The 23,851-nt window shown below is 55.4% G+C and carries 15 protein-coding genes; 3 read left to right on the top strand and 12 right to left on the bottom strand.

Features of this window, described 5'->3' with window-relative positions; translation table 11 throughout:
- Window positions 1-6 precede the first annotated feature (6 nt).
- The 4 genes from M504_RS20495 to M504_RS20510 all read right to left on the bottom strand — a co-directional run bounded on the left by M504_RS20495 (window position 7) and on the right by M504_RS20510 (window position 5,083).
- Window positions 7-1,308 (bottom strand): hypothetical protein, encoded by a 1,302-nt coding sequence (locus tag M504_RS20495; protein ID WP_047498164.1) that lies wholly within the window; start codon window positions 1,306-1,308, stop codon window positions 7-9.
- A complete protein-coding gene (locus tag M504_RS20500; protein ID WP_198137730.1) occupies window positions 1,305-2,543 on the bottom strand; it encodes a hypothetical protein in 1,239 nt (412 codons plus the stop codon). The genes M504_RS20495 and M504_RS20500 overlap by 4 nt, the downstream gene beginning before the upstream one ends.
- A gap of 71 nt (window positions 2,544-2,614) precedes the next feature.
- Entirely contained in the window at window positions 2,615-3,055 is a 441-nt protein-coding gene (locus tag M504_RS20505; RefSeq protein ID WP_047498167.1) for a hypothetical protein, read from the bottom strand.
- A 141-nt stretch (window positions 3,056-3,196) separates the two neighbouring features.
- Entirely contained in the window at window positions 3,197-5,083 is a 1,887-nt protein-coding gene (locus tag M504_RS20510; RefSeq protein WP_047498262.1) for a GMC family oxidoreductase, read from the bottom strand.
- A gap of 231 nt (window positions 5,084-5,314) precedes the next feature.
- On the opposite strand from M504_RS20510, the gene M504_RS20515 reads away from it, so the two are divergent.
- Window positions 5,315-7,765, top strand: a complete 2,451-nt coding sequence (locus tag M504_RS20515) for a hypothetical protein (protein ID WP_047498170.1) — start codon at window positions 5,315-5,317, stop codon at window positions 7,763-7,765.
- Window positions 7,766-7,790: 25 nt separating this feature from the next.
- Here the strand turns inward: M504_RS20515 and M504_RS20520 are convergent, their stop codons facing one another.
- Entirely contained in the window at window positions 7,791-9,068 is a 1,278-nt protein-coding gene (locus M504_RS20520; RefSeq protein ID WP_198137731.1) for a cell wall metabolism sensor histidine kinase WalK, read from the bottom strand.
- Between the two features lie 122 nt (window positions 9,069-9,190).
- Complete coding sequence (locus M504_RS20525) at window positions 9,191-9,871, bottom strand: response regulator transcription factor (protein WP_047498176.1); 681 nt, start codon at window positions 9,869-9,871, stop codon at window positions 9,191-9,193.
- 78 nt (window positions 9,872-9,949) lie between these two features.
- On the opposite strand from M504_RS20525, the gene M504_RS20530 reads away from it, so the two are divergent.
- Both M504_RS20530 and M504_RS20535 read left to right on the top strand, forming a co-directional pair.
- Window positions 9,950-11,107 carry a hypothetical protein gene (locus tag M504_RS20530; RefSeq protein WP_047498179.1) on the top strand — a complete coding sequence of 386 codons (1,158 nt, stop codon included), beginning with the start codon at window positions 9,950-9,952 and terminating at the stop codon, window positions 11,105-11,107.
- The gene (locus tag M504_RS20535) at window positions 11,104-12,309 is read left to right on the top strand and encodes a hypothetical protein (RefSeq protein WP_052201138.1); all 1,206 of its coding nucleotides are present in this window, start codon (window positions 11,104-11,106) and stop codon (window positions 12,307-12,309) included. The genes M504_RS20530 and M504_RS20535 overlap by 4 nt, the downstream gene beginning before the upstream one ends.
- Window positions 12,310-12,343: 34 nt before the next feature.
- On the opposite strand, the gene M504_RS20540 is transcribed toward M504_RS20535, so the two are convergent.
- The 6 genes from M504_RS20540 to M504_RS20565 form a co-directional block, all read right to left on the bottom strand.
- The gene (locus M504_RS20540; RefSeq protein WP_052201139.1) at window positions 12,344-13,972 is read right to left on the bottom strand and encodes a DUF5597 domain-containing protein; all 1,629 of its coding nucleotides are present in this window, start codon (window positions 13,970-13,972) and stop codon (window positions 12,344-12,346) included.
- Window positions 13,973-13,997: 25 nt separating this feature from the next.
- The gene (locus M504_RS20545) at window positions 13,998-15,449 is read right to left on the bottom strand and encodes a tetratricopeptide repeat protein (protein WP_047498182.1); all 1,452 of its coding nucleotides are present in this window, start codon (window positions 15,447-15,449) and stop codon (window positions 13,998-14,000) included.
- Between the two features lie 87 nt (window positions 15,450-15,536).
- A complete protein-coding gene (locus M504_RS20550) occupies window positions 15,537-19,034 on the bottom strand; it encodes a TonB-dependent receptor (RefSeq protein ID WP_232296396.1) in 3,498 nt (1,165 codons plus the stop codon).
- Window positions 19,035-19,301: 267 nt separating this feature from the next.
- On the bottom strand, window positions 19,302-21,158 hold the full coding sequence (locus tag M504_RS20555) for a beta-galactosidase family protein (RefSeq protein ID WP_047498271.1): 1,857 nt from the start codon (window positions 21,156-21,158) through the stop codon (window positions 19,302-19,304).
- 95 nt (window positions 21,159-21,253) lie between these two features.
- Window positions 21,254-22,825, bottom strand: coding sequence for a sodium/solute symporter (locus tag M504_RS20560; protein ID WP_052201140.1), 1,572 nt, complete (start codon window positions 22,823-22,825; stop codon window positions 21,254-21,256).
- Complete coding sequence (locus M504_RS20565; RefSeq protein WP_198137732.1) at window positions 22,822-23,850, bottom strand: LacI family DNA-binding transcriptional regulator; 1,029 nt, start codon at window positions 23,848-23,850, stop codon at window positions 22,822-22,824. Before M504_RS20565 ends, M504_RS20560 begins: the two co-directional genes overlap by 4 nt.
- Window position 23,851: the final 1 nt, after the last annotated feature.

Consider the following 23,851-nt stretch of genomic DNA (forward strand, 5'->3'; position numbering starts at 1 on the left):
CCCTTCCTAGATCAGCGCTAGCCACGCTGCCGCATCTTTCTCGCTCATGGATCGCTTTTGCAGACCGGCACGGATAAGGAGGTTGCGATGCTTGTTCGCAGCAGTGAGACCGGGGTGTGCGTTGAACCAAACCTCTGTGGGCAATTGATGACGACGCAGTACGCGCTTGAATGTTTGCTCATCCTGACATCCATCCAGCAGCAGCCATCGTGTGCGTGGGTAACCTATACCGTTGCTGAATGTCAGGTTGAGTCCGAAGCCAACCTTGTTGATGAAGTCGTCCATGTAGCTTTCCAAGCTGCCGTCGTAAATGCTGGAAAAGAGCATACGCTTGCGGCCATCCATGAAAACCCATCGTGCGAAATGGATCGTGGAGACGCGGGAAAGATTTCCACGAAAGTACACGTGACGTGCTGTGTAGTCGGTCAATAACAGGAGAAAGCGAACGATACAAAGACGCACCAGGCCGGGCTTCAAACTACCGAAGACATTGAACTGATTTGTGACTTCATGATTTTCCATTGCGAGAAGTTCTTCCGAATGCGCTGGGTCCACGGGAGGGGCAACGGCAGGATCGTTCTTTTCCCAAGTTCTTATTTGAAAAAGCAAGAAGGGAAGAAGGACAAGCAGAACCGGCAAAAGAAGAACTAGTGCGAGTGGAATCAAGATCAGATGCAAAGCATTGCCTATGCGCCATCCAAGGGGAGTGGGAGAAGAAGGTGTGAGTCGAAGGCGACCTTCAACCTTGGATTGCTCCACAAAAGCCTGGAGTGCCCGGCGAACCGTTTCGGCTGAGCCTGCTCGCCTGTAAGCCACGTCTGCATTCAACTTCTGCTTCAGAAAGCGTCGCAGCGTTTCCTCTTCTCTGACCTGCACGACGGTACGACCGCGCCAGTTCACATAGGCCGCTGCTGCCTGAACCCGGTTTTGTTCCAACCACTCGCTTAAATTGGTTCCGTCGGTGTAGGTCGAGCAATGCGCAAACAGGGCTGCGAGTCCCTCACCCGCCACACGCACCATGTCATTTCGTAACCCAGATTCTTCGCCGTCGATTTCCGCAAGAAAGACAAGATACGTAGGGTAGCCCGTTGTTGGAAGGCCGTAAACAGCGCAGTCCTGAGCCGCGAGATCCTGCACAACCAACAAACGCGCATAGTGAAGTTGCGCGAACATGTGAAGCGGAATAAGGCTGTTCTGCGGATCGTAAACGCCCGGCTGCTTGTTCATGCTGCAGAGAAGTTGGTGGACTGTTGTGATGGCTTCAGGCCTCAGAGGCGCGGCGTACATCACGCTGGTCTGCGGAGTCATGGCAGATCACCCGGGGTAGGCTCGAAATGCGGTTCAGCGTTCATCCGGTGCCGGAGTTCTGAAAGAGTTGCGTACATGACTTTGCGTGCTCGGCTTTGGTTGCCGAGCGGCCGATGATCGGCGATGCAATGCCAGGGGTTAAACGAAAGAAGACGTGCCATTCGCATAGCATAGGCAAAGTCGACAGCCTGTCGTGGCAGGCGCAGTGTGGCCACTGCTATGCGTGGCGAGAGCTTTTCCGGCCATAGCACGCTGGCATTTTCGAGAGGCATACGAAACGAATCTGTCTGTAGCTGCACCCTCATTTCCACGTCCACTGTTTCGCGTGAGAGTCGATCCTCCAGTGCCAAACGAAGATAGTCATCGGGTGGCCGTTGCGGAAGTCGTGGAACCGAAGTACGCCGTTCAGAGGTGGGCCAAAATGAGTACTGCATCGCCTGGCCTTCGCCCATGAGATAGGGAACACAACTGAAGTAGGGCGCCTCAAGGGGACTACTTTGAGTCTTCGTCCACAAGCCCTGCATTACCAGATCGAGCAGGTGACTCTGCTTAAAATTCAGGAAGTGGTAGATGGAAGCGTTCTGCAGGCTGGCCCGCTGAAGATTAGCATTCGACCGGATATCACCGGTAACAAACGTGGGTGTGCAGACAGCGAGAAAATCCTGGGTGAACTGTTCTTCCTGCATCAGCTTTGGCCCAGGCACCTCCATAAGCTTCACGCTGATACTCATAAAACCGACGTCATCAATATCCGGTGTGATGTAGGGTCCCGGTCCAGAGAAGCGGACAAACGCAGGAAAAGTGCGTGCCTCGCGAAAGACTCCTTTTGCTAAATGTGCTGGCAACACGTCATGCACGATGAATTCACCGCGAACGATACCGTGTGTTTTCGTATTGCCACCGCGCTCAAAACGGCCGGGCTTCCAAAGTTCTGCCATCTGCTGTCGGAAGCTGGCGATAACATCCTGGTTAAATTCATCCTCGTGCGGCAGTAGTTTTTCCTGCGCCAATGCCAGATGTTCGTTGACGCGTCGGGCGTTCATGTATGCGGTTATCGCGCGCGCGATCGGATCTCGTAATGTCGCGTCGAATGCAGGACGTAACCACGGGTCGATACGTCGCTCTATCTGGATGAGGCGTGTGAGGATATCTGCAGTGACGTTCTTTATCCGTGAACCCGTCTGGGCCCCAGGAATTGGCTTGCTTCGGTTCACTTCGACAGGGGAATCAGACATCCAGACACTCCCGAAACAAAGTTACAAAGCAGCCTGTGAGTGTTGCGGACAGGCGACGTCAGATCGGCTTGTTACACCACGCCGAACTGAAGCGAAAAATGGATTGTCCGTTTTGTATCCCAATAGACAAGGCCAAGGTAAAGCTGAGGAGCGATGAGACGGATTTCGTCTCGCACATGTTTTGCCAGAAGTGATGTCTTCGAATAATCGAGAACAATGCAATCTTTTCCGTCGAACAGACTGGGCCCAACATACACCTGCGCGACAATCGCGTTCACACCAAGAGACGAGATGCGGTTTGTCAACGTTCCATGCTGGGCGTCAAAGGTTTTACCTTGCCAGGCAAAAATGTTGACGATGGATGCGATTTCATGGGTGAACTTAGTGTCAGGCGCGAGAATGGCCCTGCCGTCGGCCTCGCCGTTGGGGATAGGACCCACGGTGCCACTTTTGAACACGTCGTCTAACTGACTGTCCGAGAGATTCAGAAGATCGGAAGCTGAATAAGACATGCGCACCACCTTGTCGCCATTTGGACAAACTTGTTACGAATGCGGCTGCGGGGACTGCTCAAGGCAACACTATTCGCTTGGCGGTCCAGTCTGTCAACAAAAATCAGAACCGCAGCACGGAGCGAAGGACGGGTTTACTTATCACAACGATGCTTTCGCATCTTGAAGAATGTCTGCGGCGGCCTTCTCGCCAATCATGTAGACGGGGCAGGCCAGAAAGAAACCAGGTATCCGGGGAAAGATCGACGCATCAACGACTCGCAGTGCTGTGGTGCCATGCACCTTGAAGCGGCTATCTACAACACCACCGTCCTCCGGATCACCGATCGGGCAGGTGCAGGAAGCATGATGGCCCCACGCCTGGTCGCGAACATACTGTCGAATCTGGTCGGCACTAACTATCTCCGCACCGGGAAACTCCTCCTTCTCAATCAGGCCTTTCGCTATGAGGGGTGAACTAATGCGCCGGACGAATTGCAATCCCTCGACAACTGCGTTTAGATCGTCGTCGTTATCCGGTGTGCCCTCTTCGAAGTATGCGAAATCAATCAGGGGAGTGTCTTTGGGATCGGCCGACCGCAATGAGACGGAGCCTGCCCGGTTGTTCGTGTGAGCTTTTAATACCGCCCACGTAAGACAGTTCTGATCGTCAATGAAGTCGCGAGAGTATCCGGGGACATATCCTTTGAAACTGCCAAGGAAGGCGACACAGAACAGGTCCGGCTGAACCCGATTTCCGGAACGACGAAATACTGCAAGTACAGAGCCGTTGGTTGCATAGGCTCCATCACGGCAGCGTTCCCATTGGGCAAACTGCGGATCGGTGGTGTCAAAGCGGGCGCCTTTCAAGATATGCCATGCGGGGAAGTTCATTCGGTATACGACGCTGATTTCGTATCGGTCCTGAAGGTTTCTTCCCACGCCCGGAAGATGCTTTCGTAAAGGGATTCCGAAATGAGCGAGATGCTCTTGAGATCCAAGACCAGAAAGCATAAGCAACTGCGGTGTATTGAATGCTCCACCACTCAGGATCACTTCGCGGCTTGCAAACATCGTCTTGCGTTCTCCTGCCGACGAGTTGGGTTTGGAATGCGCACGATACAGTCGTTCGCCTTTCAGGTATTCAACGCCAATGGCGCGATTTTCATCGTCGAAGAGGACACGAGTTACAAGGGCATTGAGTTCCACGCGGAGGCGCTCGGGATAGCGCTTTTGGATATCAAGCACTCGTTCCCGCGTGCCGTTCCGGGCGTGATTGTGTGTAGTTAAGGGGAGATAGCGGAGGCCGAATGCGTCTTCTCCGCATGTTCGCCAGTCGTTCGGATCGAGTAGCCCTTGGAAGAACCAGCGCAGGCGCTTTCTGAAGTGGCCAAGCTCCTGATTCGCATTCTGAGCGGATACAAGAATCGTACTTAGCAAATCGCGATTGGCGAGAGAAAGCATTGGAATCGCTTTCTCTGTGTGCAGCCATCCATTGAAGCCGTGCCGGGATGGGTTGAAACCGAAGAACGCAGCGATCCGGTGAAGTGGAAGATATCGGCAATTTTCGAGCCGCTGAAAGTAGCGTCGCATTTGTTTCGGATTCCAGCCGCTATCCCCGGTGAGCGCTTCAATGGCTGCCCAATCCTCATCCGCGGGATAGACAAAGATCATTGCGTTGTGAGCAGTGCAGCCGCCGAGTGTCCCTGACCGCGGATACAAGACGCCATCTACCGGCTCTCCCGCATAATCCTTGCCGTATTTAGGATCTTTCTCTTGTTGCTGTTGATCGCGATAGTGCCGAACAAAGAAATCCCAACGCAGCGCTTCATTCTCAGAAGCGAATGCATGAAAGCACGGAACATCGTAGGCCGCGGGAAGCCGGTCAGAATCCGGGTAGGTGGGGTCTCCTCCGTGTTGCAGGCGTGGGTCCCCGCCTGCCTCCATTAACACCACCGTGTGCCCAGCCTCGGCCAGCCGCGCAGCCACTGTGCCGCCTCCTGCACCTGAACCGACGACGATATATTCTGCTTCCGCAACCTGGTCCATCAGCACCTCAAACAATTGGCGATCAATGCTCGCGGTTCTTCATACTGATCAAAATGAACGCGATATCAAGACCATACAGAGCCTTCATCCGCTGGAGTCTTCTCGAAATCAGTTCAGATTGTTACTTACAGCATGTTAGGCGTTGTGGTACAAAGTACACCTTCACGGTTCGTTTGACTTGGCCACGTCGAACAGATCGTGTCTTCTACATATCCAGATCCGGAGGGCCGCATGAGCGTCCTGAAGCGTCTTGCGTGGACAGTCGTCGCTCTGATTGTTTGCGCTCTGGTAGTGGTGTACTTTCTTATTCACCCGATCATCCTGTTTCATCCCAAGGATGAAGCAATGCTTGCCGGTCGCACGGTCGCTTCGTTCCCGGCTGCGGATGAAGATTACTACCACGATATGGACGGCGCCATCTCCCTGTCTCCAGAGGAGATTAAAGGTCGCAACATGTGGATCGCGTGGACTGGAGGCGATGATCGCCTATGGGACACGCTGGCCACCACCAGCTTAGGCACGCTCGATTTTCTGAAGACCATCTCTTCGCGTCCCGGGTTGAAAGCATCCCGCAGCAATCGGTGGAACTATCTGGGCCTGGTGAATGAGCCTTGCTACGTCCAGCCGACTGGTCCAGATCCTAAGCGATATGGCCTGTGGCTCGACACGCGCGATCCTGCGTGCGGCCCTGACCCTTTTGAAAATGAGGCGAAGTATCCTGGCGTGAAGCTTGGGGCTCGAGGAAAGAGCCTACCTGCCGGTTCATTTTACGGATATGGAACCGGCATAGTTGGTCTCAGACTCTTTCCCAATCCTGCGTTTGATGAAAAAGCGGCGAAGCGTTGGGATCCTGAACGGTATTACAACGATCCGAGCTATTACAACGACAAGAGCCTTGTGCGACCGTACCGTGTGGGTATGTCGTGTGGCTTCTGCCATGTAGGTCCGAATCCATTGAAGCCCCCGGCCGATCCAGAAAACCCCAAGTGGGAAAACCTGAGTTCGAATGTTGGCGCGCAGTACTTCTGGATTGACCGTATCTTTGCGTGGCAATCGGACATGGGCAGCTTCCCGGTGCAACTGTTTCACGCGTCGCGACCGGGAACACTGGATACATCGCTCATCTCCACGGACAACATCAACAATCCACGCAGCATGAACGCGGTCTATGACCTGCCAGCGCGCATGGCAGCAGCGCAGCGCTGGGGACGTGAGACGCTTCGCGGCGGCGAACAGGACAACAAACAGCTCAATGACTTCATTTCCGCGGGCCCGCTGACGAACTTCTACCAGGCTCCCGATCTAGTGGAGACCCCTCGTGTGTTGAAGGACGGTGCCGACTCTGTAGGTGTTTTGGGCGCACTGAATCGGGTGTATCTCAACATCGGACTGTATAGCGAAGAATGGACCAAGCACTTCCGTCCGCTCGTGGGCGGCCAGGAAGTAAGCCCGATCCAGATCAAGACAGCAAACGAGAAGTCAATCTACTGGCAGGTGACACAAACACAAACTCCGAACATGGCGCTGTTTTTCCTGAAGAGCACCGCGGGTCATCACTTGAAGGATGCACCGGGCGGCGCAGCTTATCTGACGAAGGATCAGACCCAACTTGAGCGTGGAAAGACTGTGTTCGCGGACCGTTGTGCACGCTGCCACTCCAGCAAGATCCCGCAACCTGCTCCGGGCCTCGATCCAAATGGCTGTTCAGGAAAGGACTATCTGAATTGCTGGAACAAGTACTGGGCCTGGACAAAGACGGATGACTTCAAAACGAAGATGCAGGCGATTGTGCATCAGCCTGATTTTCTGGAGAACAACTATTTATCAACGGATCAACGCGTACCCGTAACGCTCCTGAAGACGAATGCGTGCAGTCCCCTCGCCACAAATGCGATTGCAGGCAACATCTGGGATAACTTCTCGTCGAGCACCTATAAGGACCTTCCATCCGCTGGAACGATCACGGTCTATCACCCGTACACAGGAGAGCCAAGCCAGTATGTGCTTCCCGCGGGTGGTCGTGGCTACACAAGACCGCCATCGTTGATCAGTGCCTGGTCAACCGCGCCCTTCCTGTTGAACAACAGTGTTGGAAATTTCGATCCGAGTCCATCTGTTGAGGCGCGTATGCGATCGTTCCAGGACTCGATTGAAAAGATGCTGTGGCCGGAGCGACGCGACAAAGATTCTCTACTGCCAGATAAGCTGCCTGGTGCGATCGATCGAACGACACAACAGAGCTTCTTATCGGTTCCGGCAGGCTTCATACCTCCAGAGCTGAGACCTCTTCTGAGTCCGGGAAGCAGGATTTTGCCTGCTGTATTTGGTGAAGAGTCGATTCGCATCGGCCCTATTCCGACAGGGACGCCTGTTGATCTCCTTGCGAATCTGGATCTGCTTGGGGAGGGTGTGAGCCCGGCTGAACGGCCGGCGCGACAGGAACGTGCCGTTCGGCTCCTGGTAAAGCTGAAGCTTGATCTCGCGAAGCTTCCCGCGGGAGCAAGTGACCAGCAGGCACAGCAGGTGTTCGCCAATGTATTGCCGGAGATGCTGGCACTTAGCAAATGTCCGGATTACGTCTCGAACCGTGGCCACTACTTCGGCACAAGCTACGCGAAGGAAGAGCCAGCACTGAGTGATGACGACAAACGGGCACTTATCGAATTCATCAAGACGTTCTGAACGCAATACAAGCGGGGGCAAAAAGCTAAGTCGTCGACTGAATTGGAAGCGAGGGTAGTATGACTGTAACTACGGCGCCCGCGTCCTTGTGATTTGTGATGCAGATGGTTCCACCGGCGTGTATGCAAAGAGCCTTGCAGATGGAAAGGCCCAGCCCGGTTCCTCCGCTCTTGCGACTGCGCGATGCATCCCCACGGTAAAACGGGTCAAAGAGATAGGGCAGATCCGCTTCCAGAATGCCCGGCCCATAATCTCGAAATCTCATTGAGACCGATGCGTCGGTGTGCTCGATACTAACCTCGATGGTCGAGGCCTCGGGCGCGTGTTGAAGCGCATTCATCAGGATGTTTGAACAGAGAAGCAACGCGTCTTCGTGAGCCATGGCGATAAAGGCTGGGGTCGACAGGTTTTGCCGCGTCACCGAGACATCCTTCAGTTCTGCAAAGGCTCTGGCCTGCTGGATGCTTTCGTCGAGTGCCTCTAGCAACTCGCAGGATTCGGTTTCGGCTTGTGCGCTCTGCTCAAGTCTCGCCAAAGTGAGCATCTTGCCAACGGTGGCCTCGAGCCTCGCGATGTCCTGCGTCACGGACGCTAAGCCCGATTGATATTCCTCAACGGTTCGTTGTCGCAAACCCAATAACTGCACAGACGATTTGATAATGGCAAGGTCTGTCTTCAGCTCGTGTGCAGCATCACTTGTGAAGCGTCGTTGTTGCTCGAACGACCGATGCAGTCGTGCAACGGTCTTTTCAATTGCTGAAGCGAGTGGTTGCAATTCCGTGAAGTGCCTACTGCTTTCTGGCGCGAGAAATGCCCACCGTTCCGTGTCAATTCGATCAGCCTCCTCGGCGAGTTCACGAATCGGCAATAGGAACCGCTGCACGAGCCAGGATAAACAGAGTGCTGTGATGCCCAGCAGTGCAATGGTAGCGATCGCGAAAAATCGTGTCGCTTCAAAGACAGCATGCCAGGTGCGCCCTTCCGGCATGCCATATCGAACGACGACATGGTGAACAATAGCGCGAGGGCTTTGAGGATCGATGGTGCGTTGACCCTGCAATGTGTAGAAACGGTAGGGGCGCCGATGCACCCGAACCTTCGCCACACTGGCGGGGTTCTGGGGAAACGCGGGCATGTCTCCTTGCGAGCCCAGGGTTTGTTTGTCGTCTGCAATCACGGAATAAATTGCTTGCTCAGGGATGGCGATACCACGAGCGTCTAACTTGACGCTTCCATTCTCAGTGTCTGCTTCCTGGACGGCGCCGAAGAGCGCATTCGATGTCGCTCGCAGATTTGCATCCATTGCCTCGAACCGAACTTTCCGTTCATGGTTCGTGACAATTCCAACGAGGACGACTGCAGCGAAAAATTCCAAGAGCAATACTGTGAGAGTCAACCTGCGGCTTAGCGATATACGAGAATTCATCAAAGACTCTCTTTGCTTCGGATTCTGTAGCCCCGATGCCGCACAGTTTCGATGATGGATTCTCTTCCTGGAACTGTCAGCTTACGTCGAAGGTTGAAGATATGAACTTCGATGACATTGTCAGTATGTTCCCACTCGAAGTCATAAAGGTGTTCTAGTAGGACCTTCTTGGGAACAATCGACTTTGTATGGTGTGCGAGATATTCCAGAATGCGGTATTCCGTCGGAGACAAATCGATGGTTTCGTCAGCTCGCGTGACCTTCTGTTGCACCGTATCAATCGAGATGTCCCCCACTTGCAAATTGGGAGACGCTGTACCTTTCGAGCGGCGGATGAGCGCTTTTGCACGAGCTATGAGTTCGCGAAGATCAAAAGGCTTGCCGATATAGTCATCTGCTCCAGCATTCAGCAGTTCGATCAGGCTGTCCTTGCCCTCTCGGGCGGTAAGGATCAGCACCGGTGTCTTGATGTTGGTACGGCGCATGTGTTGCAGCACCGTTTTGCCATCACGGCCAGGAAGCATCAAGTCCAGAATGATCAAATCGTAGAGGCCTTGTTCTGCACAATACGATCCGTCTAATCCATCTGCAGCATGGTCAACGGCGAACCCAGCTTCCCGCAAGGCGGTCGCGATGTTTTCTGCAAGGCGAGGTTCATCTTCCACCACGAGCACTCTCATGAGTCTCAGTCTAGACCGAGATACCTTAAGCAATGCTGAAGTTGTCGATGCTGCTGTCCGCGGAGCATACTATCTGCGATGTTTCAGCGATCCATCCTGCCACAGCAAATTGCTGCTTCCCGCAGAGACTTTCTGCGCGGCGCTATCGGTGCGATCTCAGCGACGACCGTGCGGAGTGGTTTTGCTGCTCCGTTGACAGCCGCAGTGCAGCCATCGCAGAAGACCATCGTCGTGACCTTCGGCGGTGGCGCACGCGATGAAGAGACGTTTGCAGAGGAGGGTCAAGAGAACATCCCCAACCTTCTGCATACGCTGCTGCCGCAAGGCACGTTCTTTACGCAGGTGCGTAACGGTGGCATTCTCGGGCACTATGTTGCCACGGCAAGCATCGTTACCGGCGTGTATGAGCGCTTCAATAACTTCATCGCACAGCCGCCGCCGAACCCAACTTTGTTTGAGTACTATCGTCGTGCGTTGAAACGACCGGTGACGGATACCTGGGTGATTGCACCCAGCAATGGCTTTCAGAAAATTGGCGGTAGCAGCAATGCGCGGTTCGGCCCGCAATACGGCGCGGGTGTCATTCTTCCGAAGCGACTTCTTAGCACCGCCATGCAAAACACATCGCCCGGAGCGGACCTGCAGCATCTGCTGCAGGACAACTACGAGATGCCGGATTACCAGGTGCTGTCGACGTCGCAGGATCGTGAATTGCACCTGGAATCGTTGGAGTCCACGTTGCGACTTTCCGTGGCCGATTTTGTGAAACATGCACAAACGCTGGATAGCGCCGATGAACTGTCGCTGTTCATAACGCGGCGGTTGATGGACCAGCAGGCGCCGTCGCTGATGATGCTGACACTGCATGACATGGACGTAGCGCACTCCGGAGCGTATTCGCTCTACATCGATGCCATTCGTCGTGCGGATCGTCTCTGCGCGGAGTTGTGGCAGGCCGTGCAGACGCATCCTGAATACCGCGATCGCACAACGGTATACATCATGCCGGACTTCGGACGCGACGCCGACGACGATCCATCCGGTAACGGCTTCCAGCATCACCGCACGGGCAGCGATATGGCGCGGACCACATGGCTATTGGCGATGGGACCTCATATCCGGCAGAACGTTGTTGTGGAGCGGCCGATTGAGTCGATTGACCTGGTGCCTACTGTGGGATGCCGCCTTGGATTCAGTACGGATACACCGGGCCGCTGTATTGAGGAGCTGCGATGACGCCCGCGGATCTGCAGCCTGCAAGCTTTACAGCGTATCCACCTCTAGCACAGGCTTTTGCCGTTCGCCATCTCGCATTGTTGCGTGCCTTGCCGATGAGCGTGTGCCCGTCTTTTCTGGCCCAGATCATCGCACTGGATATGCGTTTTCCAGTGGAGAGGGAGACGCTGGAGTGGCAGTGTGCTTCGCTTGAGTCGATGGAGTCTCAGCGTCGTGCGTCGTTACTGAGTCCGCTGCAAGCAATCACTCTGCCGCTTGAACTTGAACGCACGAACTGGGTCCGCTCACCCGCCGCGTTTGTCGAGCAACTCACGGCATCACTTTGGTCTACAGGACAGATCAACGCTTTCCATGCGGCATCGCGAGCTCTTTTTGAAGCCATCCCCGAACGGGCGGACACAACGGACAGGTTGTTGTTGATTGTGCTGGGACAAGGGGCGGATGTCTCGCGTCCATCGTTGATGCGTAAACTGGCGCGGCAGGGGATTCGGCTGGAAGGAATCGACGCCGCGAGCGCGAAGGCGCAAATGCTGGTGGAAATAGCCGACCGCGCAAAACGAATGCCAGCGTCATACACACACTGGTACGTGGATGGCGGTGCTGCGTGGGATGTAGCTGCTTCCTCCGGTCCTGTCGTGAGTACGAGTTATGCGCAGCTCGCGCCGTTGCGCAGTCATGTGTTGGCGCAGATGAAGTCGATCCTGCAGAGCGGCCAGTCAGGTGCGGAGAAGATGCGCACACAGCTTTCCGAGATGTCGGCGCAAGCCTCCGGAGGTTCGCGCGTCACTCCTGACCCTGTCCTGCAGCGCTTTTATACAGAGTTGTTTACTGAAGGCTCTGGAACGCAGATATTCAGCACGTCGTTCGTTCAGTGGGCAGGCAGGGAACTGGCGCGGCGTGCGCAACCGGCGACGCTCCTGTTGCGTTACGGCCCACGCCAACGCCACCGTGGCTTGAACGAGATGGTGGAAGAACCGGATTCCACGACGCCCGATCCAGAGGGTTCGTTGGTAGATGCGGAAATGAACGCGTTCTATAACTGGATCGCGATGAAGCGGATCACCGCGCCGGGCCGTCTCACCACTCTGGCATGGGCCGAGGGAAGTTCGCGCGCGGTGTTGATCAGCCCGGGCACGAAACCAAACACAATCTCCAGCCGCCCGCTCACCATCTCGCAGGCTCTTCGTGCAAAGTACGTCTGATACCTGCATGTACTTTGCACGAAGCTAAATCAGGTTAGAAGGTTCCGAGCCGGATCTTCACGACCGTGTCGGGGCCGCGATGGAAGTTCAGACCGCGGTCCGTCTGATCACCGTTCCAAAGGCGCATGGGTTTCCATGTGCCGTTTTCATAGCGGCCTTCTTCGGCAGAGAGAATCTGCATGCGGATGCCTGGCAGTTTTCCTTCCGTGTGAAAAGCAACGCTGCTTTCAATCCCGGTAACAAGAAACTCGTCCGGTCCAAGCTGTGCGACAAGCGCTCGTCCCTCATGGTTCGCTGTACCGGGGACACGCTGTCCGTCGCGTTGCGGAAAGCCGAAGCGGACCGAGGCTTTCCATTTGCCGAAATCCAATTCCTGTTCAGGCTGGCCCGGCAGCTCCATTGCGGTCTTCAAGGACCCCTGGAAGTTCAGCAGGGCAATCTCGCGTGCCATGGGATTCAACAACGCGTAATTCCTTGTGTGCGCTACAGGACCTTCACCTTCTTTGAAGGTCCATCCTGTGTCGTCCACTCCGAACGGTGAGAAGCCAATGGCCCCATGCCCAAGGGCCAGGAAGAAGTACGGCGCATAGTCATCGCCGTTACCTGTCTCAGGAACCCACAGAGCGTTATCAGGCCTTGCATATGTCTCCAACACTTTTGTGTAGAACGCCGGATCAGAGGAGTAGATGTCCGGGCCGATCACATCGATAGATGGTGCAAGAACCTTCCACAACGGAAGCATCCACTGCGTTGGTCCGCCAGACGGATATTGAATGCTGGCATTGCGCACCTGTCGCTCTGGAAGCTCTGCAATGGGGTACGAGAGCCACACATTGCAATACATTGGTATGTTGAATTTCGTCTTGCCTGCCGCGGCGATTTCATTGACGTACTTCGCCTGGTGATACGCTTGGAAAGTTTCATCGGCGTCTCCACCAAAGACCTCGCTCCAACTGCCAGATTTCGTATGCAGAACACGTGTAAGCTCCGCAGGAACGGCGCCGGCGAACTCGCGGTTCGAGGCAGCAGAGAAATCGCGGGGAGATCCAATGTTGCCGGACTCATTCTCTACCTGCACCAGGATGACCGTGTGATCGCTTGCATCGATCTCTGCAAGATGGCCTATCAGTGCTTCGAAGGCATGCTTGTCGGCATCAAGATTTGTTTGTGACTGCGCGGAAAGTACGTCAATGGGATCGCCATTGCGGTTGATCACGCGCTGATATTTTTGCGGATTCGTCTTTACCCACTCCGGGACGTAGTGCATGTTGCCGTTCTTCCACGTTCCAAACCAAAGCACGACCAGCCGAAGATTGTGTTCGCGGCTGCCTTTCACAAGCTGATCGACGGAAGAGAAGTCGAACTGTCCCGGATGTGGCTCAAGCTGCTCCCAATAAATGGGTGCCTCGATGGTATTGGCGTGCATGCGTTGCAGAGCAGGCCACACTTTCGGCAGCGTGGAAGCCCATGTGCTGGAATTATTGATCTGCGCTCCCAGTACAAGGTACGGAGCGCCATCGACAAATAAGGCATGATGACCATCGCGCACCACCATATGCGGCGGCTGCGATGTCTGCGCATGACACACAGACGTGATCGCGCAACATAGGGCAGCAGCCATGAACCGCAGAATCAAGCGTTGCAGGGCAGAGAACTGAATCATCGAAAGCTATCCTTTCCATCGGCTGCTATGGCTGTTTATCCACGGTAAGGATGCGGACGATCTTCTGCATCCTCAGGCTGTTGGCGTCCTTGTTTTCCTGGCGATACTTCATCTCAAGCTGCACTTGCGCCACTGCTTCTTCGCGACGTCCCATGCGGCTATACGCGCGCGACAGGCGATAGTGCGCGTCGGCGAAATCAGGTTGTAGTGCGATAGCACGCTCTAACGATGTAGCGCTCTCGTTCCATTGATTGCGCGATTGCTGTAGGACGCCCATCTGATACCAGGCGTCTGCAAGCTTCGGGTCTGCGTGCAGCGCATTCTGCAACAGTTGCTCGGCGGTCTGCGTATCGCGCGTTTCTGTTGGGCGTTGAAGGATCGCAGTGGCTGCATAAGTTGCAGCGACGGCATTTTCGGGATGCTCCTTCGCGAAACCTTCCAGTGCAGTGCACTCTTTCAACGACGCAGCTGTTGTATCGGCGCAGCTTCGGCCTAGCATGTCCGCAGCCAATGTGTCGTTGGGCGAATGCAGCAGCATGGTGTAGAACTCTGGGGCGGCCAACGAATACATTGCGTTATTGAAATACGCCGCCCCCAATGCGAGATGCATTCGTTGGCTATCAGTGAATTTTTGCGTGCCGTACTTCAGAATTTCGATAGCCGGACCGAAGGTGCGATGTTGTAGCAACTCATTTCCATACGCGACAATCATCGGCTCGGATGGATCGAGCCGCGCAGCACTTTCAAAGGAACGAGCGGCTTCTTCGAAATCGCCAGTGGCTTCGGCCGCTTCTGCGAGTAGCGCCAGGGCAGGAGCCGACTGTTGCAGACCGTCCGCTGAGCGCAGCACGTCGCGCGCCTCGGATGCGCGATGGCTTTGCAGAAGCGCTGACGCCCAGTCCATGCGCAGTTCCAGAGGTGTTGCCTGACCAGCGGCACTGAGATTTGCGCTCGCTTTTTGGAAGGCTACGACTGCATCGGATGGGCGCTTGCTTTGTATGAGAGCCGCAGCCAGAACCAACTGGACATCGGCCCGGCTTGGAGTACGGGATGCGATCTTTTGCAGCAGTGGCAATGCTGAATCGCTGTTGCCTGTTTTCAATTCTGCTAGTGCAAGATTGAACGCGATGGCATCGTCGGTTGGACGAAGTGCGTGGGCCTGGCGAAGAAATGGAACAGCCGCGTTGATGTTCTCTGATTCAGCAAGAGCCATGCCTGCGGCTGCTTGAAGTTCGAATCGACAAGGATACTTCTTTGCAAGAGCAAGGAGATCCGGCTGCGCGGAGGCAATGTCATTGGCATCCAGACTTGCAAGAGCCTTGCGCTCTTTCGCCGCATCTTCCGGTGTCATGGTCTTAGCTGCACATGATGCTGTCCCGGAATGAACGACGTTGTTCTTTGCGGAAGATGTCTGCGCAGCCATCCGCACGCCTATGAGCGTGAGTGCAACCGAAGGGATGAGTAGGATGCGGCGCACGAACCTTCCGAGCAAAGTGGAGTGTTTCCTAAGCAGGAAATGCAGCCGGTCTCCCGGCTGCATTCCAGTGTAAGCACAGCAGACGCGTTAGAAGTTGATCTTCGCGGCGAACTGCCAGAATCGCGAGTCCGGGTAGAACTGTCCCAGACTGCGGGCTGAGGTGATTTGTCCGCCGCCGGTTCCAATGTTTGCATCGGGGTTGCCGTAGGCAGGAGTGTTGAGCAGGTTGAAGTAATCGGCACGCAGTTGCAGAGAAGTTTCACGCCAGATGGTGAAGTTCTTGAACAGCGAGCCATTGATGCGCTCGTAGCCGGGGCCATAGATCGTGTTGCGTGGTGACCCGAGATAGCGCAGCGCTGAGAGCCCACTGATCTGTGCACCCGCCGGAACTGCCGGAGGATTCACGAAGGAGCAGGGGTTGTACCAGTGCTTGGGCGTCCGCGTCTGTGTGGGGCAAGTGAACCCTGCAAGGTCGGTACGGCTTGCGTCAGGTGATCCGCCTCCCTTGAACGGACTGCTGATGAGGTACGGGTGCGTGGTGGCGCCGGATTGCGTGGTAACGCTGCTGTTCATGCTGAAGGGGTTTCCCGTCTGCGCGATGAACGTCAGGCTGTTGGTCCAGCCACCAAACACTATGTTCATGAAACCGGGATGATTGCCGTACTTGCGTCCCACACCATACGGGATGGCATAGGAACCATTGATGGTGAAGCGATGGCGAACGTCGATCGGCGAATTGCTGTAATCGGCACCGATGCCGATCAGGTTTGGGTTCCGATAACCCGCATCGCCGGTGCTGCCCAGCGGTGTGGGAGAGTTATCGAGTGCGTGCGCGTAGGTGTAACTGGCCAGAAAGCTGAGGCCATTATTCATGCGTTTGTCCAGCTTGGCCTGGAGTGAGTTGTAGTTTGACGCGCCTGCATACGAGCTGTATGCCGTACCGCCAATCGTCGGGAACGGACGATACGGCGTGACGTCTACACCCGGTGCCAGGAGTGCGACTGGACCATTCTTATCGGGGAACACGATGAGGTGACGTGAGTTCGATCCTACGTAGGACACGCTTGCAGCAAGCGTGGGTGAAACTGAGTATTCGAAGGCAACGTTGAACTGCTGGCTGTAAGGCGTCTTCACCTGTGCATCCGAACCGCGTAGGGTCGGATTCGACACAGAATTCTGCAGCCCTGCATTGATAGCATCCGTGAAGCCTCTCTCCAGCGTGATGCCGTTGTTCTGGCAATTCGTCGTAGTGCAGGCTCCGTGCAGTGTGGTGGAGTTGTATCCTGACTCAAACTCGAACGGATAGTTGAGACCAAGATTCGGGTAGTAGCCTGCGCTTTCGAGTCCACCAAAGAAGACGCCGTAACCCGCGCGCATCACAAGGCGATCTCTAACTTTGTAGGCGAAACCGACCCGTGGGGCGAAGTTCGACTTCTGTGGCTGCACAAGGAAGCGATTACCCGTGTATTGGATGTTGATGCGGTTTGCCGCCATCGTATTCGTGAAGCTGGGTGCCAACGTCACGCCGGATTGAGAAGCGGGCAAAAGATAGGTTCCCGTACCCGAGCTGGCACCGATGCTGTTTACGGTGAAAGCCGCCTGATGATCGTGGCGTTCCAGGTAGGGCTGCGCATATTCGTAACGAAGGCCCAGGTTGAGTGTGAAGTTCGGCGTGATCTTCCAGTCATCCTGGAAGTAGAAGGCACGAATCCAGCGCACATCGTCTGTGGTGGCGATGTTGGTCACATATGCCGTGTCCATGTTGTTGGTGAGGAAGTCCGCAACGCCGGAGCCGCTGTATGCGATGCCGCCAACAGTCGGAGAACCCTGCGCCGCCGTGAACTTGCCAGTGAAGTTGTAAGCGCCGCGAGGTTCAATCGGCTGCAGGGTAGAGAAGCGGATGCGTTGAAAGCTGACGCCCATACGCATGCTGTGGTTCCGAACGATCTTCGTCACGTTGTCCAGAATCTGGTAGACGTTCTGATACTCGTTCGTGGCAGCCCATGTGGGTGAGCCGAAGGAGGAGATTCCGGTGACAGAGACGTTTGGCAGGCCACCGTTGCTGGCGCCTCCCGGAATGCCACCCAGGCCGATGCCGGCCGCAACGCCGCTCGTAAACGTGTTTGGAGGATTGAAGCCGAAATTTCCGTAGTTATAACCGAACCGGATTTCGTTTACGAAGTTCGGATTAAACATGTGCGTTTCGCTTGCTGCCAGCGCCTCGGACAGGTTGATGATCGTGCCCGTGTCGCCGAAGCCGCCGCCATCAAGTATGTTGCCGAACACTGGAGTACGCGTGCCTGGCGTGTTCGAGTAGCTGGTGCGAACAAACGCCTGGTCCTTCTGCGAGGCGTTGTAGTCCATGCGGATATCGAACTGCGTAGTGTTGTCCACCGCATTCCGGTTGCTGAAGTAGTTGTTGGATATCAGGCCATTTACGCTCTGGTTTGGTGCCGGATACATCTTGAGAATATTCAGAGCGGTCTGGTTGATCTGGGCAGGGCAAAGGACATTGAGTCTGCCGTTGCATGAAAGCGGGGTCGCCTGGTTACCGGAGTTAGGCTGTACAAGCTGTACAGGGGTTGCACCAGTCAGGTTTGTGTTTAGCAACTCCGAGAAGTCACCCTGCCGCATCAGCGCTGTGGGAACGGTGTAGTTTCCGCTCTCACCAAAGATGATGCGGTTTGCTTCCACATCACCGAAGAGGAAGAGCTTGTCCTTGAAGATCGGGAAGCCAATCGTTCCGCCAAACTGGTTCTGACGGTATTTGGGAACAACGCGATTGCCGAACGATGCCCACTCGTGAATGTCAAACGCATCGTTACGGATGTATTCCCATGCGGAACCGTGAATGCGATTGGTGCCAGACTTCACAGACACGTTCACAACTGCGCCTGCGGAGTGACCGTATTCTGCACTGTAGGAACCGGTCTGAACCTTGAACTCTGCCAGTGCTTCCGGTGGCGGCTTCACGCTGTAGGACGCACCGTTGAAGAAGTCCACCACGTTGACGTTGTTATCGACGCCGTCAAGCAGGAAGTTGTTTTGCTCAGAACGCATGCCGTTAGCGGAGAAGTCGCCTTTGCCGGAACCGCGCGAACCATTGCCCGGCGCGATGCCAGCCGATAGTTGCGCGATGAAGACGTAGTTACGGCCATTGAGCGGCGTGTCCACGATAGTCTGCGCATCTACTACCTGCCCCGTTGAACCGTCTTCCGTCTGCAGTAGCGGAGGTTCAGTTGTGACCTGAACTGTTTCCTCTGAGCCGATTGCAAGGCCAATGTTTATGCCGGTGCGTTCGCCCACGTGAAGCTGCACATTGTCCTGCTGCTTCGTAATGAAACCGGGTGCTGCCACCTTCACGCTGTAACGCCCGATCTTCAGAGGCGAAAAGGTGTAGACGCCTCCTGCGTCGGTCTTGTCGGACACTGTGAAACCGGTATCGACGTTTGTCACCGTGACCGCAGCGTTGGGTACTACGGCGCCTGAGGGGTCGGTCACTGTTCCGGTGATTGTGCCCTGATCTACCTGGGCGTGAAGTGTGGGAAGCGTGAGGAGGAGTGCTGCCAGGAGTACGGCCCACATCCATTGCCTGCTTCTGCTGTGTGTTTCTGAGTAATCCCTGCTTGCTTTCATGCCAAATTGACCTCAAAACGGTAAGAGGAACAAGAAGTGATGCAGAGTCTCTGAATTCGTATACAAGAGGGGCGTTTCAGAGCCGCTGAATCCGTATACATCTACGTGGCCAGAGAAACTACTCAGCCGAACAATAGAGTGTCAAGTACATTATTTTGAGTCGTCTCAAAGGCCGGATAACGTTCGTTCGGTGCAGCCTTGGGGTGATATATGGGGCTATTGTGATTCGCGGCTGTGCGTTACGGCTCCGTAGACAGGGTCATGTACCGAGGTCAGCGCTTCGTTTCGGCTATCGCCTTTAAGGTCGAACCACGTGATGGTGTTCATTCCGGAGTGAAGCCACGGGGCGGGCGAATACAACGTGAATTGCGGTCCAATCGACCAGAAGCGACCGAGGTTGTGGCTTCCCAGCCAGAGCTGTCCTTTGTGAAGTCCCCGTGTGTCGAGGAATGTGTCTGCTGGCTGGTCGACTGACATGGCGGTTCTGAAGAAACACGGGCCAGTGCATGGACCGGAGCGGAACTGCAAGTGTGAAAGGTCCTGCATTGGGAATGAAAACATCTCCCACCCCTCTACCTCTGCGCCACCCAGCAGAACCGTTCCCGTGATTCCTGTTCGTTCCGTCAAGATGGCGTGCGAGTAGTTCACGCGGCCTGTGTTCTCCACCAGTATGTCGAGGGCAGAACCCTCACGAAGATTCGAAGGCAGTGTCAAAGTGGATTGATCCAAGCGGCGGTCGAGTATGCCGACCTGCTTCCGGTCAACGTAGACCACTGCGTAGTCATGCAGGCCATTGATGGTCAGCGTGCCTCCGGCATGTGCAGGCAGCTTGGAGCGATAGAGCACGTAGCCGTAGTTCTGATCCAGATCTTCGAAGGTCAACGGCGTCTCAGAGTGTACGGATGCAGGCAGATTGTCCCAGAGCGATGCTGATTCCTTTGCCGCTGCAATGGGGAAGACGCGACGTTCAGAGGCTTTCGGTACCGGCATCGGCTTGGTGTGCGTTGCGGTCGCGATGGCTTGTTGCAGCAACGCATACTTGTAGCGCGGCGAGCCGGATTCATCCAGCGGAGCGTCGTAGTCATAGCTGGTCGTGTCCGGATGGTAGTCCTTGCCGGTGTGAGAGTCGGCACCGTTCATCCATCCAAAACTGCTGCCGCCGTGGAACATGTACATGGAGACGGAGTAACCGTGTTCCAGCATCCACTGAAACTCCTGCGCTTCTTTGCGGCCGTCCGTTTCGTGATGTTCTTCGCCCCATTTGTCGAACCATCCGGCCCAATATTCGCCCACCATGCGTGGTCCATTGGGTCGAAACTTTTCCAGCATGGCGGTGGAAGCTTCTGCATTGCCAGAGCCGAAGTTGACGGTGGCGGGAAGATCTGGAAGCGAGCCTTTGGCCAGGTCTGATGCTTGGTTTGACGTGAACATAAGGCCGTCGCCGAGACCCGCATGTAACATGTCATCCTTCACCTGCCGCAGATAGTTGAGGTCGTCGCCAAAGGCTCCATATTCGTTCTCAACCTGAACGGCGATGATAGGGCCACCATTCTTCAGCAGCAGCGGTTTCACCTCAGTGGCCAGCCGCTGAAACCATCGTTGTACGGCCGCATGATACGCAGGATTGGTGGATCGCAGAGTAAGGGTGCGGTCTTTCAGCAGCCAGGAAGGATACCCGCCAAGCTCCCATTCGGCACAGACGTACGGCCCAGGCCGCAGAATCACATTCAGACCTTCGGCCTGAGCATCGCGCAAGAACGCTGCAAGGTCGTTCTGCCCGCTGAAGTCGTAGACGCCCGGACGCGGCTCATGCAGGTTCCAGAAGGCATAGGTCGTGATGGTGTTCAGGCCCATGGCCTTTGCCTTTTGCAGGCGATCGCGCCAATATTCGCGGGGAATCCGCGGATAGTGCATCTCGCCGGAGATGACCTGGTAGGGCTTGCCATCCATCAGAAAGTCTCGTCCAGAAACAGTGAAGGTGTGGATCGTCCTACGCTGCGCTTGAGAAGCAGCAGGGAGGAAGGCGAGCACGCAGGCAGCGAGGAGAGAAGCACGAAGGACAGGCAAAGTCATGGGAACACCGCGCAATTTGGAAGAATTGTATACGGATTCATGATTTGCGGTCCGATCAGTTATTCACGAGTGCGTTTCGCAGCGCACTCGGATCGTTAAAACCACCGCATGTTGAACCAGACGCATGCGATGAGCAGCAAGAACGCGAGCGCCACAAGATACGCATTTGTGCGGGAAACTGTGACGATGTTCCATCGTAAGCGGCCTTCTACAGCGGCGTTTCCTTGTGGACTCAGGCACCATGCTGCAATTGCCGCAATGGTGAAGGCATAGATTGCGGAATGGAAATTGGCTGTCATGGTGCTGCCGTAGTGCAACCAATCACGCGATACGGCTACGGAGTGTGCAAACGAAAAGCTGGAACCCAGAACGAAGCCGAAGATGGCTCCGCGCTCGGTTGTCCTGCGTGTCAACATTCCCAGCAGAAACACAGCCCAGAATGGGGCAGCGAACACTGAGAAGATCAACTGGATATGTTCCATGAGATCGCGAAAAAGAAAATTCAGATAGGAGGCAGACAGACTCAGGAACGTCGCAGCCACTACTGCGAAATGTCCCATGCGGAGATAGTGGGAATCATCGCGGTTCTTGCAAATGGTGGTGCGATAAATGTCTTCCGTCCAGAGCGCAGCGAAAGCGGACACGTTGGATGCAAGGCTGGACATAAGACTAGCCGCCAGCGCAGTCAGCCCTAGCCCTTGTAACCACGGGGAATAGAGAACCGTCATCATCCGCGGCAAAGTTCGGTCATAGTGTTCAGCGGTTTGTGGCAGAACATGTAGCGCTGCAAGCCCCGGGACAACGACTAACAACGAAAAAAGCAGTTTGCCGAAACCAGCCCAAAGGGGAACCTGTCGCGCGTCATTCTCAGTGCGTGCGGCAAAGGCGCGCTGCATCATGACAAAGTCCGTACACCAGTAGCCGAAACCCAGTACGAAGCCCAGACCTGCTACTACACCGAAACCATCCATGCGTGCCTGCGGTGCGAAGGCTTGCATGCCGTGCCATAGATGCAGATTCTGTGACACGTCAGCTTGTCCGTGAAGTCGTAGCAACCGAAAGCTGCGCAACGCCAGTGGCAAAAGGCCGGCAACAATCACGAAGAACTGGAAGAGCTCGTTATAGATGGTGGCGCGGATGCCCCCAAGGAAGACATAGACGATGACAATGAATGCGCAGCAGAGAATTCCCCACTCGAATGACATACCGATGGTGACGGTAAGCACCTGCGCCATGGCATACAGGCTGATGCCAGACAGCAGGAGCATCATGCAGGCGGTGACACATGCGTTCAATAGACGCATGCGTGGACCGTACCGAACCATTAAGTACTCTGGGACACTGGTAACGCCGTTGTGTAGATAGACTGGCATCATCCACAACGCAAGGAAGATCATGCCGGGGATGGCCCCGATGAGATAGAAGTGAAATGCGAGTGCGCCGTAATGCGCAGCCATGGCGCTGAGGCCGACAATCTCGAGTGCGCCGCAGTTCGAAGCGAGATACGCAATGATGACAATTGGCAACGGCAGAGTGTGCGAGGCGTTCAGGTAGTCGCCAGCCGTGGCAAATCGCCTGCGCGACTTCCAGCCGATCAGCATGGTGATGAGGCCGTATGCCGGGAGAAACCAGATACCTATGCCGAAGCGAGAAACTCCGTCGATCATGATTTCCGGCGCGATGTTTTGCTGGTCTGTTTTTTGTGCCGTGGCGGGGCTGTTGTCTCACGCACGATCAGTTCCGTTGGAACAGAAAGCTGGATGCCCTGGCTTTCGATATTTGCTTTCGAGAAATCGAGCGCCTCAAGGCAGACTTTCGCGAGCCGTTTTCGCGGTGTACGGATGGTCGATAGAGGGGGCTGGCAGACTTCACTGAGAAGAATGTCGTCCAGGCCCACGATAGACAGATCGCGTGGTGTCGACAGACCGAGTCTGTGCAACCCCTGCGTAGCTCCAAAGGCGGTCAGATCGTTTGCCGAAAGGATCGCGGTGGGGGGCTCTGCTACTTTCATCAATGCGGTCACTTCGCGCTCTCCACCGGAGACGCGGTAATTGCCAAGGCGCATCAACTCAGAATGCAGAGTGAGTCCCGCATTGCGAACGGCCATTTTGAAAGCGTTTGCGCGAACCTCTGTTGTATGAGGTCCCTTCATACCGCCGATATAACCAATGCGAGTGTGCCCAAGCGACACGAGGTGGCGCACAGCCTCCACGAAACCGAGTTCGTAATCGATGGAGACGTCGCTGCAACCTGCATGAACCGTTCTGCGATCCACGGTGGCTAAGGGAACGCGCCGCCGCAACAGGGGCTCGACAGACTGCGTATCGAATTCGGAGGCCATCAACACCGCTCCGTCCACCTGCCGCATCAGCATCCGACGGATGGACTTGAGCAATTTTTCCGCATCCTGCGCGCTGGTCAGAAGGACTTCGTGGTCAATCTCAACCAGCAAATCCTCAAACGCACCGAAGAACTCCGCGAAGAAGGGATTCAGCATATCCGGAACGATGAGTCCGTAGGTTTTGCTGCGTCCGTACTTCAGCGTGGTAGCGCTTGGGTTGGGGATGAACTGGACTTCTGCCAGGACCTTGCGAACGCGCTGCGCTGTATCTTCGCGGACGATCGTTGAGCCGTTGATGACGCGCGAAACCGTAGCACTGGAAACGCCTGCCCGCCGTGCGATCTCGCGCATG

The organism is Terriglobus sp. TAA 43, assembly GCF_000800015.1.
In the GTDB taxonomy this organism is placed as follows: Bacteria; Acidobacteriota; Terriglobia; order Terriglobales; family Acidobacteriaceae; genus Terriglobus.